The sequence below is a fragment of the Candidatus Thiodiazotropha sp. AKAK3 genome, from assembly GCF_058244645.1.
In genome coordinates this window covers 48273-64460 of record NZ_JBSYOQ010000054.1, presented here as the reverse complement: position 1 = coordinate 64460, position 16188 = coordinate 48273, and the positions used below count along the sequence as shown (strand labels likewise).

General features: G+C 47.8%; 17 protein-coding genes. 10 read left to right on the top strand and 7 right to left on the bottom strand.

The features are described from left to right. Positions 1-569: 569 nt before the first annotated feature. Together AC4IE7_RS13945 and AC4IE7_RS13940 are read left to right on the top strand one after the other, a co-directional pair. Positions 570-932, top strand: a complete 363-nt coding sequence (locus AC4IE7_RS13945) for an antitoxin Xre/MbcA/ParS toxin-binding domain-containing protein (RefSeq protein ID WP_490777458.1) — start codon at positions 570-572, stop codon at positions 930-932. After that, positions 929-1681: an RES family NAD+ phosphorylase gene (locus AC4IE7_RS13940; protein ID WP_490777457.1), complete on the top strand. Its 753-nt coding sequence runs from the start codon at positions 929-931 to the stop codon at positions 1679-1681. The genes AC4IE7_RS13945 and AC4IE7_RS13940 overlap by 4 nt, the downstream gene beginning before the upstream one ends. A gap of 18 nt (positions 1682-1699) precedes the next feature. Here the strand turns inward: AC4IE7_RS13940 and AC4IE7_RS13935 are convergent, their stop codons facing one another. Next, a complete protein-coding gene (locus AC4IE7_RS13935) occupies positions 1700-2947 on the bottom strand; it encodes a methyltransferase domain-containing protein (RefSeq protein ID WP_490777456.1) in 1248 nt (415 codons plus the stop codon). 228 nt (positions 2948-3175) lie between these two features. On the opposite strand from AC4IE7_RS13935, the gene AC4IE7_RS13930 reads away from it, so the two are divergent. The 6 genes from AC4IE7_RS13930 to AC4IE7_RS13905 all read left to right on the top strand — a co-directional run bounded on the left by AC4IE7_RS13930 (position 3176) and on the right by AC4IE7_RS13905 (position 8419). After that, on the top strand, positions 3176-3367 hold the full coding sequence (locus tag AC4IE7_RS13930) for a hypothetical protein (RefSeq protein ID WP_490777455.1): 192 nt from the start codon (positions 3176-3178) through the stop codon (positions 3365-3367). Further along, the gene (locus AC4IE7_RS13925) at positions 3364-4239 is read left to right on the top strand and encodes a hypothetical protein (protein WP_490777454.1); all 876 of its coding nucleotides are present in this window, start codon (positions 3364-3366) and stop codon (positions 4237-4239) included. The genes AC4IE7_RS13930 and AC4IE7_RS13925 overlap by 4 nt, the downstream gene beginning before the upstream one ends. A gap of 24 nt (positions 4240-4263) precedes the next feature. After that, entirely contained in the window at positions 4264-4707 is a 444-nt protein-coding gene (locus AC4IE7_RS13920; protein WP_490777453.1) for a VOC family protein, read from the top strand. Positions 4708-4712: 5 nt separating this feature from the next. Further along, positions 4713-5279, top strand: a complete 567-nt coding sequence (locus tag AC4IE7_RS13915; RefSeq protein ID WP_490777452.1) for a lipocalin family protein — start codon at positions 4713-4715, stop codon at positions 5277-5279. A gap of 345 nt (positions 5280-5624) precedes the next feature. Then, on the top strand, positions 5625-7289 hold the full coding sequence (locus AC4IE7_RS13910) for a serine/threonine-protein kinase (protein ID WP_490777451.1): 1665 nt from the start codon (positions 5625-5627) through the stop codon (positions 7287-7289). Positions 7290-8143: 854 nt separating this feature from the next. Continuing rightward, entirely contained in the window at positions 8144-8419 is a 276-nt protein-coding gene (locus AC4IE7_RS13905) for a hypothetical protein (RefSeq protein WP_490777450.1), read from the top strand. An 8-nt stretch (positions 8420-8427) separates the two neighbouring features. Here the strand turns inward: AC4IE7_RS13905 and nspC are convergent, their stop codons facing one another. The 6 genes from nspC to AC4IE7_RS13875 all read right to left on the bottom strand — a co-directional run bounded on the left by nspC (position 8428) and on the right by AC4IE7_RS13875 (position 13777). Next, positions 8428-9564 carry a carboxynorspermidine decarboxylase gene (gene nspC, locus AC4IE7_RS13900; RefSeq protein WP_490777449.1) on the bottom strand — a complete coding sequence of 379 codons (1137 nt, stop codon included), beginning with the start codon at positions 9562-9564 and terminating at the stop codon, positions 8428-8430. Continuing rightward, positions 9554-10765, bottom strand: a complete 1212-nt coding sequence (locus AC4IE7_RS13895; protein ID WP_490777448.1) for a saccharopine dehydrogenase family protein — start codon at positions 10763-10765, stop codon at positions 9554-9556. The genes nspC and AC4IE7_RS13895 overlap by 11 nt, the downstream gene beginning before the upstream one ends. Before the next feature lie 235 nt (positions 10766-11000). After that, positions 11001-11381: a VOC family protein gene (locus AC4IE7_RS13890; protein ID WP_490777447.1), complete on the bottom strand. Its 381-nt coding sequence runs from the start codon at positions 11379-11381 to the stop codon at positions 11001-11003. Positions 11382-11434: 53 nt separating this feature from the next. Continuing rightward, positions 11435-11812, bottom strand: coding sequence for a hypothetical protein (locus AC4IE7_RS13885; RefSeq protein WP_490777446.1), 378 nt, complete (start codon positions 11810-11812; stop codon positions 11435-11437). Further along, on the bottom strand, positions 11809-12240 hold the full coding sequence (locus AC4IE7_RS13880; RefSeq protein ID WP_490777445.1) for a DNA polymerase III subunit chi: 432 nt from the start codon (positions 12238-12240) through the stop codon (positions 11809-11811). The genes AC4IE7_RS13885 and AC4IE7_RS13880 overlap by 4 nt, the downstream gene beginning before the upstream one ends. Positions 12241-12283: 43 nt before the next feature. Continuing rightward, positions 12284-13777, bottom strand: a complete 1494-nt coding sequence (locus tag AC4IE7_RS13875) for a leucyl aminopeptidase (protein ID WP_490777444.1) — start codon at positions 13775-13777, stop codon at positions 12284-12286. A gap of 221 nt (positions 13778-13998) precedes the next feature. Here AC4IE7_RS13875 and lptF point away from each other — a divergent pair, with 221 nt between their 5' ends. After that, positions 13999-15105 carry an LPS export ABC transporter permease LptF gene (gene lptF, locus AC4IE7_RS13870; RefSeq protein WP_490777443.1) on the top strand — a complete coding sequence of 369 codons (1107 nt, stop codon included), beginning with the start codon at positions 13999-14001 and terminating at the stop codon, positions 15103-15105. Then, positions 15102-16166: an LPS export ABC transporter permease LptG gene (gene lptG, locus AC4IE7_RS13865; protein ID WP_490777442.1), complete on the top strand. Its 1065-nt coding sequence runs from the start codon at positions 15102-15104 to the stop codon at positions 16164-16166. Before lptF ends, lptG begins: the two co-directional genes overlap by 4 nt. Positions 16167-16188: the final 22 nt, after the last annotated feature.

The window sequence follows — 16188 nt, the reverse complement described above, 5'->3', positions numbered from 1 at the left end:
AATGTGAATATGTCACATCACTGCTAATGTCCCATTAACTTTCAATCTTCTCAGAACAACTCTGAAAGCCCCTCTCCCTTTACGGGAGAGGGGTTGGGGAGAGGGTGTACGCGAAGCGTTTCATGTGGTTAAAAGAGAAAAATTGCACTGATCGTTCATATTTATCTTACTGATTGTTGGGGAAAATAGGGTGTTTATTCACCCCCTCTCCCCACCTATTTAAGATACTGATGACTTGTAAGTTTTTTCTAACTGTGACCCTCTGCTTTACAATGCTTTTCATGTCTCAATTCTCAATCAGCAATAGAAACCAACAGCAATGAATCGGTTACAAGCGTAATAGTTTCTGAATAAACCTGACCGAATCAGAGAGGCGTTGTTTCGAACTCTTCATTCGTGAGGAATGAAGTGACGCAGACGCCGCAGCGAAGCGAATCAACCCTTGATTGAGTTACACCAGTATTTCTCAAAAAATCATCCAAGTGCAGGAAGTCTCGCCAACCCTATAAATATTGTATACGCACACTTATAGGCATATACTGTGCATATGCAATACCAAGGAGACTGCTATGTCTGATCCCTGTTTCGCAACAATACCAAACAAGGCAATGGTGCTGGGTGAGGCTGTTCTGAATGCAGGCGCCAAACTTGGTTTATCCCCCGCTGAAGTGGGGCATGTTGTGGGGCGCAACCGTACCACAATCGTTCGAAATGGAGTCGACCCCTCCACACCGAATGGCCAATTGGCACTGCTATTGGTTCGGGTTTATCGAGGTCTCCATGTACTGGTGGGTGGGCGAGAAGATGAAATGAGCCATTGGATGCATACCAGGATCCGCTCACTAAACGGCGTGCCTGCGGAACTGATCAACAATGTCACTGGGTTGGTGCGTGTTGTTGAATATATTGATGGGATTCGAGGTAAAACTTGAGCGAAATTTGGCGTGCAGTAGGTGGTGATGGCGTCATTCATACCATCGGTGGACAGGGATTCCGCATGGTTGAATCCCAGGAGATGGTGGCATCAGCGGAAATCGTCTCATCTCTGGAGAAACAGGCAGCACTCGAAGAGATGTTGGAAATGGACTCAAAGCCTGGTTATCTTGTTGGCACAGAGCATCTACACTATCTCCTATCCTCGCCCTTTCGTTATCCACCATTGAGGCATGGTAGTCGCTTCGGCGGACGCTTTGAGCCAAGCCTGTTCTACGGGGGAACTTCTGAATATGTCACATTGTGCGAATCTGCCTTCTATCGCTTCTTTTTCTACTTCGACATGGAAATTCCGCCTCTTCATGGCACACTTCAATCCCAGCACACCCTATTCAAATTCCATTACCAGACTAATTACGGTGTGAGACTGCAGGACGATCGATTTAACAGCTACCAGAAGAGTCTACGTGACCCGGTGAGTTATAAAATCACGCAAGCTCTGGGAAGTGCGATGAGAGAGGCGGGCATAAAGGGTTTTGAGTATCGTTCAGCCAGAGACCAGGAGGGCAGGACCAACGTGGCGCTCTATGATGCAAGTCCGTTAACCCGCAGTAGGCCACTCGATGAAAAGCAGTCTCTCTGTCAGGTTGATGAAAGGGAGGTCATCTTCAGTATTGAGCGAAACATCACACGTTTCGCACTGGATCAATTTCTTGTAAATGGCTCACTACCCATCCCATCCACTTGAGTCTCTCTCTGAGGGGGATCATGGTTTAAATCCCCAGACAGCAAAAACGGGATCAGAGTAGGGCGTTTGGCCTGCGTGGGTATCATCGGCAGGACGTGGCCAGCCACGTGATGAAAAAGTATGCATTCTTGTATATCCCGCTCTTTGTAACCATTGGCTAACCATGCCTATCCGTTCAAACATATGCAGCTCACTCCAAACCCGGATTGCTTTTGTTGGAAACCAGCGGTTGCTAAAGCTGATAACAGTAATCCCTCCAGGGCGTAGAACTCGCAGCGCTTCTGTCAGTACCTCTGTAGGCCGGCATAGATATTCTATGGATGCAGTAGAGATAATGGCATCCAGGCTATTGTTTTCAAAAGGAAGAGTAGGGGATTTATTCAAATCTTGTAGAGTGCTGTTGCTAGCACTTTGATTTGCTGATAACTCCTTTGCATTCATACCCAGCAGATGAATATTCGCCAGCTCTGTACCTTGTAGGTGTGAATCGAAACTAGCCATCAAGTCGAGCACCTCTGACTGAGGAGGAATCAATCTTCGGTAGAGGCTATTTATGGTTTGCAGTGCTTTTGTATCGAGGTGCTGTACCATGCGGGGATTAGCATAGAAGCTGTCGTCTGAGCGCTCATCCATTCGTGACATACCGTCGCTGTCATCGCCGTAGTCGGTATCCTGGCCATCTCTCAGAGGTGCCGCTAATCCGGGAAATTGCAGCAGATTATCTAGCGGGCTTGCGCAGCGTCCTCCACGTCGATCATAACCTGAGAGAACTTCATCCAGGTGAAATTTCAATTGCAGAGGGAAGCGTGCCAAAGGTTGGTTGAGGTCGATTCTCATTCGATCTCCTGAGAGTTCAATGATACGTGCAGGCTCCACTGCTTCGCTGTAAATGCCTTGAACCCCCTTAAAAAAGCCTTGAGGGTAGAAGCGCCCTAAACGCGGCGTGACCTCAAGTCCCTGACGATGGTGACGGTCGAAGCAGGCAGGCTTGGTGGAGATTTGTCGGTCTGAAACCCAGGAGGCAACAACCTCGCCAGCATTAACATTGGCCTGAAGCTCGTCGTTAGCTCTTATACCAACGAGGTTTTGGCCAATTTCAGGGGGTAGCGTGTCAGCTTCACGCCAAACGCTGAATTTTTCGACATGCAGCTGCTCCTCGTGCACCACTAGATCATCGGCCCAGTGAGCTGACAAAGTGACTGAGGCCAGGCCGTGGGGTTCTAGCTCAGGGTACTCATCGTATTTCGAAGGTGTGGTTCTATTCATGGGCGCGCTCGCTTCAAATAATCACCTGTTATCTCAGTGGTACAAATAATAGGACAAAAACTTGTACAAAACAAAACATATTGTACAATTTTAACATCTGCCAAACCTTGTGATTTTTGTGTTTTGCAGACATACGATAGCTGGGAGCCTATGACTCCAACAGCTTGTGTACGGTGGTGCTAAGGCACATTTTTCCTGCCTGATAGCGTTAAAATTCGAGGTATTGATATGAATGGTATTGATCCCATCGCCTATTTGAATCAGGTCTCAACCAGGATGGATACTCTGACCAAGCGTCACGAGATAGAGACTGTGTTGGATGAGGTTGAGTACCTGTTCGAGGTTATTCCGCCAGAATTACAGGATCTTGCCGAGCCGATTATCGAAGCCTTGCGGAAACGACTGGCTGACAGCTCATGAATGGCGATCTGACTATCAGACACTATGGGATTCGAAGGTTAAACCCATTTCTGGGTGTACTACAGATTATAGAGACCGACGATGGACGTGCCTCTACCACCAATGGACTGGTTTGGCACATCGAATTGCAGATAGCCAAGTCGCCAGATTGGGGAAGCCTGAATGCTTCAAACGCAGACAAAGAGTGGCTTCTATTTGGTCTGTGGTCAGACAAGGAGGGGTTGATAAAAGCGCCAATGTCCAACAACAGTGGTGGCTTGAGAGTAGAATACCTGATTAAGGCCATACAGGATCTCCAACACCAACTACCCTTTCCTCTAAAAGACAATCGAGAATTATGGTTACTTGATGAACTGGAGCAAAAACCACTTGCACTGTTGATGTCGATGGTGCCGGGAGCCAGTTCCAATAGTCAGAAGCCGCGATATTGGAGAGGCTGTCTGGAAAAGCAGGGGATAGGTGGTCAACATCGCTTTGCTGAAATTGATCGCCTGGAAATGGAAGTCAGAAAAAGGGCTGGATTCAATATCAGTCGGTTATGGGTGACCTGGGATTCACAACGCACCTATGCAGAAACAGACCATGGAGAGCATTTGAGCCGGAATATATTTCCGCCCTTTGGTATATCTGAGGATTGGCGAGACGAGAGGAAAAGAGCGTTAATGCAGCGATATCTCAACTGGGTCTCTCCAGCACTGTTAACTCTACCCAGTCTGAATGACATCGAGCGCGCAAGATTGGAATCGAAGCTTGAGATGCGGGCTTGCCGCATTGAGTATTACTGGCGGCTCTATCCAAGAATACTGGATAATAAAAAGATCGTCTCTGCCCGGGTGCAGGCCAGATTGCAGGCAGGTGAGGGCGGCTTGTGAACACTAACACTAGCGGAGTAACGAATGGTTGAACTGGGTCATATTGCTATGTATGTGAGGGATCTGGGTAACTCAATTAGTTTTTACACAAAAGCATTGGGACTTGAGCTGCAAGGTAATATTTTTGGCGGCAAAGCTGCGGTGTTGACTGGTGGTCGTACCCACCATGAACTGTTACTGATAGAGATGGGGGATGCGCCGGGTCCTCTGCCAGGCAGACGTATCGGCATGTACCACATGGGATGGAAAGTCGGTAACGATCTGACTGCACTCAAACTAAGCTATGAGCGGATCAATGAGGCGGGTATTGTGATCGAGGGATTGGCAGATCATACCATCAGCCAGAGTATCTATTTACGGGATCCTGATGGTAATGAAGTGGAAGTGTACGTTGATGACCAGAGTGTTGATTGGCGCAAAGACAAACAGTGGATGAACGAACCTGTAAAACCTCTGGATCTAGGTTGATGATTATGATTGAGCGAATTATTAATCTGAAATTACTGCTTTTTTATACACTTTTTAGTTTTTCAGTTGTTGTGATTGCCGAGGATCAGCAGGGTTTGGAAACAGTGCCAGAGGTAGATCTGGTTCGCTATCAGGGACGCTGGTTCGAAATTGCCAGACTACCGAACAGGTTTCAGGATCAGTGTCTCGGAAATGTAACCGCCAATTACAAACAGTTGGATGATGGCAATATAGAGGTTATTAATCGCTGTCTTGATGAACAGGGCAAGATGGATGAAGCAAAAGGTATTGCACGAATTATTGACAGATCGACCAACGCAAAATTGGAAGTTAGTTTTGTATCCCTTTTAGGTTGGAATCTGTTTTGGGGTGATTACTGGGTAGTCGGACTTGGCGACAGTTACGAGTATGCCATTATCGGTGAGCCAAGCCGCAAGTATGGTTGGATTCTTTCACGTAGTGATCATCTGAGCATGGAAAACTGGGTCGTTATTCAACAGATTCTGATCCAATCCGGTTACGATCCAAATGATTTTGTGCAGACAAAACACAAAGTTTCTGCTGATCTGTAGATTTCTTATATAATGTATGCCCCCAGTTAAGGGGTAAATAATATAAGGTAGCGAATCAAAATCTTGAGCATAAGTTGATTGGAGAGGGCTGGCTGACTATCCTTTGTTTTTACGACCAAGTATTATTGTTGGGCGTGGACATTAACTTCGTCTCTTCATGAGGATGAATATCGGGGAGAGTGATTGACAGAAGTGGTGGATTCCCGGTGGAGAGGGTGTATATACTTGGCGAGTACCGTCTGAAAACTTCAACAGACTGCCAAGTGGTGTTTATTATTTTTTTCAGTAGTTTCAATCTGATACTGGAAACATAGCGAGTTTCAGCAAAGGAGTGTCTTTATCAACATGGAAGTACCAGGCTTCAAACTCGGCAGACGCTATGATTTTGGGCAGCACTACCAAAGTTTCAGTGCGCTCAACCTGAAAAACCATAAAACTGTCGATATACAGTTATTTAATCCCTCGCTGGTTGCTAATCAGACATTTAAAACTCAGTTCAAGAAGATAAGCCAGAAGCTGATTGACAGCGATTTTGGCATCATAACGCCTATTCTTCACGCCGAGATATCGGATGATGTCTGCTATGTGATCACTGAACACCATGCCTGCACAGAGAAAATACCCTCTACCGGTTTGAACTCAAAAAAGTCTCAGGTTTTACAGATTGCTTTAAAAATCTCAGAAAGCCTGGCGGCGTTGCATAAATTGAGATTAGTCCATGGTGGTCTGGATTTGAGTGCATTGTGTTTCAAGTCACCAGATCTGTTGATATTGAAACCACCGAAGCTGCAACTTGTGATTCCTCTCTTGCGCCAGACTACATTCAAAGCAATGACACCAGCACAAAGGCAGTATTTAGCGCCTGAAGCTTATGATGACCTGACCCCGGCAACTGATTACTACGCACTGGGTGTGTTAGCCTATCAATTACTTTTTGGTGCCAATTCGTTTAATGCAAATAGTTTTAAATCTCAACTGCGAAATCTATTCAACGAGAATAATAGAGAGCTTGAACATTTATTCATGCAGTTATTGACAGAGGATCCCAGAAAAAGAATCCAAAGCCATGAACAATTTAAGGCGGCAATTCAGCGGTGTGGTAACGGTAATCCTGCTAGTAAATCGTTCTATAACAGAGTCGCAACAAAGGTTATTCCTAAAGCGAAAGGCGCTGTAAAAACTTCCAACTCTCTTTGGAGCTGGATGATTCCTGCGACTGGTATCGCTGTTACTGCTCTGGCAGGGACAATTTTCTTTTCATTGACTCATGAAGCAAAACTACAGAATAGATTGCCTGAATTAGAAAGAGAATCAGTTGCTGAAACAGGTGACTTCGATAAAAATGGATTGGATCAAACCCCAAGTGTTTCAAATACAGACCATCGTGGAACCTCAGTCGGGTTCAATAAACTCATCCAGTCAGCATTAACTCAAAGTGAGACAAGTCCAAAAACCGCACTGAGGATTATTAATGTTGCACTCAAACAAAAACCTGATGATGCCGATGCGATCAGTCTGAAACAGCGCATCGAACAGCAGATTGAAATAGACTCGATTTTTGAGGATGCAGAATTCCTGCTGAGTAATATGCAATTACTCACGCCCGAGGGCGATAATGCCTATGAAGCCTATCAGACATTAGCCAGATTGCTCTCCCCTGATGATGAACGGGTGCTTGAAGGATTTACCAGAATCGCTGTTATCTACTATGCGCTTGCAGAAAATGAACTTGGAAACAACCAGCTCGACAAGGCTTTGGCGTATATCGATCTAGGGCTATCTGTTAAGAGTGAATACCCACAATTGCTTCAACTTCGTAGTAGTATCATCGAGCGACAGAATATGGCTGAGAGTGAATCACTGCTGGCAAAACATGATCAGCAACAACGTCGACGCGAACAACAACTCACAGATGAGCTTATTCGCAATCAGACCAATCAAATCAAGCAAACTAAGCAGACCTCGAGACACGATAGGAAACTAGAATTAGGCTATGAACAAGCCAGGTAATCCGCGCTGTTGCCTTTCTTGCAACGAGCTAAATAATTTTAAGGGTGTTCCATACTTTTCAATATAGGTCGTAGGATGCGGTGAGGCACGAACTGCATCAATAACGGAATAGAGCGATTCAAAAACATCAATGATACGGTTCGTCCCTCACCACATCCTACGTAGTATCCATACCGCATATTACGAGTTGAGGGTCTTGGAAATGGCGCAATAATTTTACGGGTGTTCCGTATTTTTCAATATAGGACATAGGATGCGGTGAGGCACGAACCGCATCAATAACAGGATACAGCGATTCAAAAACATCAATGATGCGGTTCGTACCTCACCACATCCTACGCAATATCCTTACCGCACGATACGAGTTAAGGGTCTTGGAAATGGTGTAATAATTTTACGGGTGTTCCATATTTTTCAATATAGGACGTAGGATGCGGTGAGGCACGAACCGCATCAATAACGGAATAGAGCGATTCAAAAACACCAATGATGCGGTTCGTCCCTCACCACATCCTACGTAGTATCCATACCGCACGTTACGAGCTACACGCTTCAGGTCACGCAGAGGGCATAAGCAATTAACAGAGGTGCCCTTAACTATTTTCCTCAGTAATTTGTCACAAACTGGTGGTGGCATAGGTCACTTCACTGTTTATTTAAACGGCTATCATTTATTTAGAGATAGAACAAAACAGGGATTCTGACCAGAGATCTATCCGGTTTTGGTGGAGGAGAAATGGAATTTCGAATGAGTTTGGCCATTGTCAAACAACGCTCTAAGTAAAAAACGCTATTTTGCTGACTTGATAAAACGCTTGTCGAAGTGACAGCAAGAATCATATCGGGGGATTGATATGCTGAATAACAATGAATTGATTCAAAGTCTGAATGAACAGAGATCGAGAAGACGGGGTAGAGACAGGAAGATCAAGAAGATATCCGTACGTAAACTGGAGGCCCTGGCTGATGAACTGCGCGCTGTTGGCGATGAGCAGAGTGCTGAACATCTGGAGTGTCAGGCAATCGAACTACTGGATAAAAAAATATGCAGAAAGATCATCAGACAGAGTCGTCGCTCAAGCAGTGGCCTGGGTGATCTGGTAATGCCGCTGATGGAGGGAATAGGGTAGGCCAGTATTCAGGAGAGCCTTCCCTCATAGTCCCTGTAATTGAACTTTCTAACAATCTTGATCTCACCAGTCTCATGACGGATCGCAATGGCTGGGTGACTCACCCCGTTGAATTGGGTGGTCTTCACCATGGTGTAGTGGATCATATCCTCAAAGATGATCCGATCTCCCAGTTGCAGTGGCTGGTCGAAGGCATAATCACCGATCACATCCCCAGCCAGGCAGGTTGGCCCGGTAAGCCGGTAGGTGTAGGGTTTACTGCCAACTAAACCGGCATCACGGACTTCGGCTCGATAGGGCATTTCAAGTATATCGGGCATATGTGCGGTAGCTGAGACATCCAGCAGGGCGATCGAAAGGCCTCCCCGTTCAATCAGATCCAAAACGGTGGAGACCAGCGGCCCGGTATCCCAGGCAATGGCAGAACCCGGTTCGAGGATTATTTCCAGGTGGGGATGACGATGGCGAAAGGCTTTGAGCGTGCTGATCAGACCTTCCAGGTCATAGCCATTGCGGGTCATCAAGTGTCCACCCCCTAAATTGCACCACTTCAAGTTGGATAGAAGATCTCCAAACTTCTCTTCTACGGCTTCAATCAGCCGTGCAGTGGCATCGGCACCGGATTCGCATAATGCGTGCACATGCAAGCCTTCAATGCCAGCTGGCAGGCCGTTGCAAATCTCCTCAGTAGAGATACCGAGCCTGGAGTGGATATGGCAAGGATTGTAGAGATCGGTTTCAACCTCATCGATACCTGGATTGACCCTTAATCCGCAAGATATACCTGAGGCGAGGGCCTCCTCTCCGAAGCGTTGCCATTGGCTCAAAGAGTTGAAGCTGATGCGGTCTGCAAGGGGGATCAGGTGAGGGAATTCCTCTGCAGTATAGGCAGGCGCATAGAGATGAACATGGCCACCAAAGTGGGTTTTTGCGAGACGCGCTTCATTGTATGAACTGGCTGAACATCCAGAGAGATAGTTGTTTACCATAGGGAATGCAGACCACATGGCAAAACCCTTGAGCGCAAGAATGATCTTGCACCCTGACTGCTGCTGTACCTGATCAATCAGCTGAAGGTTCTGTCTCAGCTTAGAAGCTTCCAGCAAGTAGCAGGGTGAGGGTATCGAATCCAGTTTACTGTACATCGATGGGTAGGCTGTCTATATCGATGTCGCATGCCTCATCCTGCCAGGGAAGACCATAAAGATTGAGGTCTGCCATAAACGGATCGGGATCGTATTGTTCCATGTTCCAAACCCCCGGTTTTTGCCAGCTTCCTTCTAGAATCATTTTGGCCCCGATCATTGCGGGTACACCAGTGGTGTAGGAGACACCCTGGGCCTGGGTTTCTCGATAGCATGATTGATGGTCGCAGACATTGTAGATATAGCGCGAAACAGGTTGTCCCTCTTTCTCCCCTTTAATGATACAACCGATGTTTGTTTTACCTTTAGTGCGTGGTCCCAAGGTGGCGGGATCAGGTAAGAGTGCCTTGAGAAACTGCAGCGGTACAATCTGTTGCCCCTGAAACTCCATCGGTTGGATGCTGTCGAGTCCAAGATTCTGTATGACTTGCAGATGTTTCAGGTAACTCTCTCCAAAGGTCATCCAGAAACGCATACGTTGAACCGGAATATGCTTGGTCAGGGATTCCATTTCTTCATGGTAGAGCAGGAACATTTTACGCGGGCCGATTTGTGGGAAATCAAAGACCCTGGAGATCTCCATGGGCTGGGTTTCCACCCACTCTCCCTGTTGGTAAAAACGGCCGTTTGCAGTGACCTCCCGTATATTGATCTCTGGGTTGAAGTTCGTGGCAAAAGCATAGCCGTGATCGCCGGCATTGCAATCCAGAATGTCCACTTGATCGATTCGGTCGAAATGGTGCTTCAGGGCATAGGCGACAAAGACGTTGGTGACACCGGGGTCAAAGCCGGAGCCGAGCAGTGCTGTCAGGCCCGCTTGTTTGAATCTATCCTGATAGGCCCATTGCCATTTGTATTCGAACTTTGCCTCATCGAGGGGTTCGTAGTTGGCGGTATCCAGATAGTGAACACCAGTTTCCAGGCAGGCATCCATTATGGTCAGATCCTGATAGGGTAGTGCAACATTGATAACCAGTTTAGGCTCGATATGTTTGATCAGAGCGACTAATTCAGGAACCTTGTCAGCATCCACCTGGGCAGTATGGATCTCAGTAGATTTGATTTCACTGGCAATCTGATCGCATTTCGAAAGGGTTCTACTGGCCAACCAGATGTCACTGAATACTTCAGGGAGTTGTGCGCATTTGTGGGTGACAACCCGGCCAACACCGCCGGCACCGATGATCAATACTCGACTCATTATATCTGTTCTCTAAGAATCATGATGATCCGCGGATTTTAGTACCACGTCGTTGGTTTTGTCTTCTGTTTTTTTTAACTTGCTGGTGCTCCCATCTTACTGCAATTTTCCGTGAGGGAATGAGGAGTGTGGTGCGCGGCTCGAGTCTGGAATTTAAGATGTAGGGTGCCGACCCTGCCGAACCAATGCAGATAGGCATAATCGACTTATTGGTAGATATTTTTCGATAGAAAAATCAAATCCGATTGGCAATCTCAATCAGATTATTGTCTGGATCACGTAGATAGACTGATAGGATAGGTCCATTGGCCCCGGTTCGTTCGATCGGGCCCTGTATGATGTCGACAAAATTCTGCTTGAGGAGTGCCTCCACTTCATGCAGTGGTGTATCTGTGAGGAAGCATAGATCGGCTGATCCCGGCGTGGGTTCAGCCGCTTTAGGTTCAAACTCTTTTTTATACTCGTGCAGGTTGATCTTTTGAGCGCCGAATTTTAATGCTTTGCGATTACCCGCAAATTCGATCAGTTGCATGCCCAGTATCTGAGTGTAGAAGTCGCAACTCTTTTGAATATTATTGACGGTAAGTACCAGATGATCGAGATTGGATATCTGCATAATTGAATAGCGGAGAGGCTTATTAAAGCTGATTAAGGAAAAAGTTTTCCCGGTTAATCATTCTGCGGGTCATGTTGGGTACGTGGTCCAAATTCTGTGGAGAGACGTTGATCAATCAGGAAACGAATCTTTTGCTCCAGTGTGTCATCGAGTTCGTCATGTAGTGTCCGCACAATCTGCTCTCCAGCTTCATCGATAGCACGATTCAGTGCACTCTTGATCATTGCTCGCAGATCCTCTTCCAACTGCTGTGCAATCTCATCCCGCATGGCCAGCAGCACTTCATCATACTCTGGGATTCCGCTGTCTTCGGATGGCTCTGAACTATCTACGAAGGGATGAAATTCAGAGGCGATCTCATCCGCAGTAATAACATCTTCCAAGAGTGGAATGTCAGTGACAATATTCTGTTTCTGCTCGTTATCGTTCATTTATCGATATCATGTTTTTTGAGTGGGTAGCCCCGATCACGGTAGAATCGGAAACGTTCCCGTCCTGCGGTCACTACTGGGGGCTCCTGGTCAATAACCTCTGCAACTCTTTCGAATCGACTGAAAAAGTTGGGGACCTCCTGGCTCAGATTGATCAGGACATCTTTTTCCGCTCCCGCATCCTGCTGGTGAGTGATGATCACCGGCGTGGCAGAGTAGTCACAATTGTCAACAACCCCGTGCGGTACAAAGCTCCCCTGGCGAAAGGTCCATAGCAAGCGATCGAGATGTCGTGTCTCATCTTCTGTGTCGGTATGTATGAGTATTCTACGTCCTTGATGGTAGATCTTCTCACACAATCGGCATGTCAAACTATAGCGGTTGCCTTTGACGCCTTCACCGAGCACGTAAAAATCGACTTGAGTCATGGATCTATCTCAAGTTCGAGGTGGTGATTTGTGCGCCTTGGGTTCACTGACCACAGCGCCCCATGAGAAAACGGGTCAGCAGCGGTACGGGGCGGCCTGTAGCGCCTTTTGCAGCTCCGGAACGCCAGGCAGTGCCGGCAATATCCAGGTGAGCCCATTTGAATTTTTTTGTGTAACGAGAGAGAAAGCAGGCAGCGGTTATGGTGCCGGCCCCTTTTCCACCTATATTGGCCATATCGGCAAAATTACTGTCTAGCTGCTCCTGGTATTCATCCCAGAGTGGTAGCTGCCAAGCCCGGTCACCGGACTGGGATCCAGCATCCAGCAGCTCTTCTGCCAGAGCTTCGTTGTTGGCCATCAATCCTGACGCCTGGTTACCCAGTGCTACGATGCAAGCCCCTGTGAGTGTGGCGATATCAACTACCGCCGCTGGTTTGAAGCGTTCGCAATAGGTTAAGGCATCACAGAGTATCAATCGTCCCTCAGCGTCGGTATTAAGAATCTCAATGGTCTGACCAGACATGCTGGTGACCACGTCCCCAGGCTTGTTGGCATCACCATCAGGTAGATTCTCCGAACTGGGTACTACCCCGATCAGATTGATAGGCAGCTTCATCTCAACACAGGCCAACAGGGTGCCGAATACAGAGGCACCACCACACATGTCGTATTTCATCTCATCCATAGCGGGAGATGGCTTGAGGGAGATGCCGCCTGCGTCAAAGGTCAAACCTTTACCAACCAGCACCACTGGTTTAGCGCCAGGTTTGCCACCCTGATAGTTCATGATAATCAACTTTGCAGGCTGACGGCTTCCCCGTGAAACAGATAGCAGCGAGCCCATGCCGAGCTTTTGCATCTGTTTCTCGTCCAGTACCTGCACTTTGAGTTGATCATGATTTCGGCCTAATTTTTTTGCCTGATCTGCCAGATAGGTAGGCGTGCAGTGATTGCCGGGCAGGTTGCTCAGTTCTTTGGTCAGTTTTATACCATTGGCAATGGCTTCACCCTGTGCAAGACTTTTTTGAGCCGATTTCAGCTGACGTCGGTCTGGCAGCAAAAATGCGAGACGTTTCAGGGGGCGTTGTGCCTTTTTAACGTCACTCTTGGTCTCTGTGAACTGATAAAGGGTCTCTTCAGCCTGAATTACAGTTTCACGAATCACCTCGGGGGAGGGGATATCGCTGATTGCAAGATCGCTAAGGCCCCAGATGGCTTCAATGGAATGTCCGCTGTTCAGGCTTTTAATCGCAGAAGTCACCGCTTTCAGATACTTTATTCGGCTCAGATCCAAAGCGGGCCCCAATCCCAGCAGTAGAACCCGCTCGGCATCGACTCCAGGAATATCGTATAGCATCAGGTGTTGTCCGCTCTCCCCGGTCATATCACCTCGCTTGAGGATGCCTTGCAGAAATCCATTGCTCTCTTTATCGACCTTTTGAGCCATAGGGGATAATTGACGTTTTGCAAATACCCCCAGTATCAAACAGGCAGTGCGTTGCTTGACGGGATCACCGGATTTGATGCTGTATTCCATGAAGAGTCTGGCCTCTCTGCTTTTGTATAGTTCGGATAGTTTTACATATTATGGGAGGTTTGAGTGGCCGACAACCTGAAATAGAGAAGGGAATGGATAGATATTCACCATTTATTCAGATATCCATTGAAAACAGCAGAGGAAAACTGCCTCGTTGGCACTAGTGGGCGGTGCGGTATACTAGTTCAATACAAAATACCTAATGAGTACAGGAACACCATTTGATTACGCTGATTGACCGTTATCTGCTGAAAGAGGTTCTTAAGGCGATGTCGGCGATTCTGCTGGTATTGACCCTGATCTTGTCGAGCAACAGTTTTATCAAATTGCTCAAAGAGGTCGCCACAGGGGATCTGAATGGCGAGCTGTTGGCTCAGGCATTGGCCCTGCAAATGGTGGTCTACTTCTCCCGCCTGATACCTCCTGCCTTCTTTTTTGCGGTGCTTTATGTGGTTGGACGAATGTACCGGGACAGCGAGATGGTCGCGCTCGAGTCCTGCGGCATCGGGGGAATGAGAATCTATCGATCAATGCTTTTGGTGGTTATCCCCGTTGCCCTGATTACCGGTTGGCTCTCTCTCTATGTAACCCCCTGGGCCGGTCGACTGAGTGCTGAGTTATTGAGCAGTCAGCAGGGGCAGGCGATGGAATTGGCGGGTATCAGTGCAGGCCGCTTCAATGAATACAGTCAGGGCGATCTTGTACTCTATGTCGAGTCAATCACGAAGAATAAAAGGCACATGGAGAATGTCTTCGTACAGCAGCGCAAAGAGGGTGAGTTGACTCTGGTGAGTGCAAAGCGAGGCTATCAACGCGTCGATGCCAAATCGGGAGATCGCTATCTGGTGCTGGAGGAGGGGCTACGTTATGCCGGCACGCCGGGGCGGGCCGACTATCAGGTCAGTGAGTTCAACCAATATGCACTTCTGGTCAAGCCCTCTACAGGGGGTGAAGCAAAAGTGACGCGAAGGTCGCTCTCCAGTCAGGCCCTGCTGAATTCCGATTCGATCAAGGATAGGGCAGAGTTCCAGGTGCGTATGTCTCAGGTTTTGGGTCTCTTGGTATTCGCGATATTGAGCCTGCCACTCAGTCGCACCATGCCGCGACAAGGGCCCTTCGGCAGGTTGGTATTCGCATTTGTGCTCTATACCGTCTATCTGAGTCTTCAGGGTGCAGCAGAAAACTGGATGGTCAATGCCACCACACCGGAGTGGCTGGGTATCTGGTGGGTGCATCTGATACTGGCAATTACAGGATTATTGCTACTGCTGCCGGACACCCCTCTGTTTCGAAGAGTAAGGCGTAGACTCAGGATGCAGAACGCATGATCACCATCCTGGATCGCTATATTGGTCGTGCGGTTCTGACCGGCATTTTGGCGGTGTTACTGCTGCTTCTGGTTTTGATCGGATTTTTTGAAGTGGTGGCTGAGCTGGAGGATGTAGAGCATGGCTACACCACTGGTATGGCCTATACCTATGTGTTTCTGGGTCTGCCCCGTTACAGCTATGAGTTGTTTCCAGTCGCTACCCTCTTGGGCAGCCTGATTGGACTGGGGATTTTAGCCAACAATTCGGAGTTGATGGCGATGCGTGCTGCGGGTGTATCTATCCCCAGAATCGTCCTTTCGGTATTGAAGGCAGGGCTGCTGGTATTGTGCGCTGTGGTCTGGCTTGGTGAATATCTAGCACCTCAGGCTGAACAGCAAGCCCAACGTATGAAGATGGAGGCGCTCTCGGATCAGATCAGTCTGAAAACCCGATATGGATTTTGGTCAAGGGATGGAAATACCTATATCAATATCCGCCAGGTATTGCCTGACGCCCAACTGGCCGATCTCTCTCTCTATGAGTACGATGATCAGGCGCAGTTGCAACGGGCAGTATATGCCGAACGGGCAAGTTATGAATTAGATGGCTGGGTGCTACAAGGGGTGTCGATGAGCACCTTCAGTGAGAAGCGTGTTGAGATCAGCCAGCAGGAGACTCTGGCCTGGCAAACCCAATTGGAACCCTCATCACTCGATGTTTTGACGGTTAAACCGCACATGCTCGCTGCCTGGGATCTGTGGCGATATATCGACTATCTACGCAACAATGGTCAGGCATCGGTCAGTTACGAAGTCGCTTTTTGGGGAAAGCTGGCGGCTCCGCTGGTTACCCTGGTGATGCTTTTTCTAAGTATACCCTTTGTCTTTGGCTCTCTGCGTAGTGCTGGCGTAGGCCAGCGGATATTTGTTGGAGCGATGCTTGGGATTATATTCTATCTGTTGAACAGGGCCTTCTCCTACATGGCTGTGGTCTACTCAATGGATGCGCTGTTTGCCGCAGCTTTTCCACTACTTCTTTTTTTGGCGCTGGCGGCGTGGATGTTCAGACGGATTTCCTGATCGCTACTATTGTTACTATTAA

Bases quoted from the DNA above. Each gene is read 5' to 3' on its own strand.
- AC4IE7_RS13945 (WP_490777458.1), top strand. From the start codon at position 570: ATGTCTGATCCCTGTTTCGCAACAATACCAAACAAGGCAATGGTGCTG.
- AC4IE7_RS13935 (WP_490777456.1), bottom strand. From the start codon at position 2,947: ATGAATAGAACCACACCTTCGAAATACGATGAGTACCCTGAGCTAGAA.
- AC4IE7_RS13930 (WP_490777455.1), top strand. From the start codon at position 3,176: ATGAATGGTATTGATCCCATCGCCTATTTGAATCAGGTCTCAACCAGG.
- AC4IE7_RS13925 (WP_490777454.1), top strand. From the start codon at position 3,364: ATGAATGGCGATCTGACTATCAGACACTATGGGATTCGAAGGTTAAAC.
- AC4IE7_RS13920 (WP_490777453.1), top strand. From the start codon at position 4,264: ATGGTTGAACTGGGTCATATTGCTATGTATGTGAGGGATCTGGGTAAC.
- AC4IE7_RS13915 (WP_490777452.1), top strand. From the start codon at position 4,713: ATGATTGAGCGAATTATTAATCTGAAATTACTGCTTTTTTATACACTT.
- AC4IE7_RS13910 (WP_490777451.1), top strand. From the start codon at position 5,625: ATGGAAGTACCAGGCTTCAAACTCGGCAGACGCTATGATTTTGGGCAG.
- AC4IE7_RS13905 (WP_490777450.1), top strand. From the start codon at position 8,144: ATGCTGAATAACAATGAATTGATTCAAAGTCTGAATGAACAGAGATCG.
- nspC (WP_490777449.1), bottom strand. From the start codon at position 9,564: ATGTACAGTAAACTGGATTCGATACCCTCACCCTGCTACTTGCTGGAA.
- AC4IE7_RS13895 (WP_490777448.1), bottom strand. From the start codon at position 10,765: ATGAGTCGAGTATTGATCATCGGTGCCGGCGGTGTTGGCCGGGTTGTC.
- AC4IE7_RS13890 (WP_490777447.1), bottom strand. From the start codon at position 11,381: ATGCAGATATCCAATCTCGATCATCTGGTACTTACCGTCAATAATATT.
- AC4IE7_RS13885 (WP_490777446.1), bottom strand. From the start codon at position 11,812: ATGAACGATAACGAGCAGAAACAGAATATTGTCACTGACATTCCACTC.
- AC4IE7_RS13880 (WP_490777445.1), bottom strand. From the start codon at position 12,240: ATGACTCAAGTCGATTTTTACGTGCTCGGTGAAGGCGTCAAAGGCAAC.
- AC4IE7_RS13875 (WP_490777444.1), bottom strand. From the start codon at position 13,777: ATGGAATACAGCATCAAATCCGGTGATCCCGTCAAGCAACGCACTGCC.
- lptG (WP_490777442.1), top strand. From the start codon at position 15,102: ATGATCACCATCCTGGATCGCTATATTGGTCGTGCGGTTCTGACCGGC.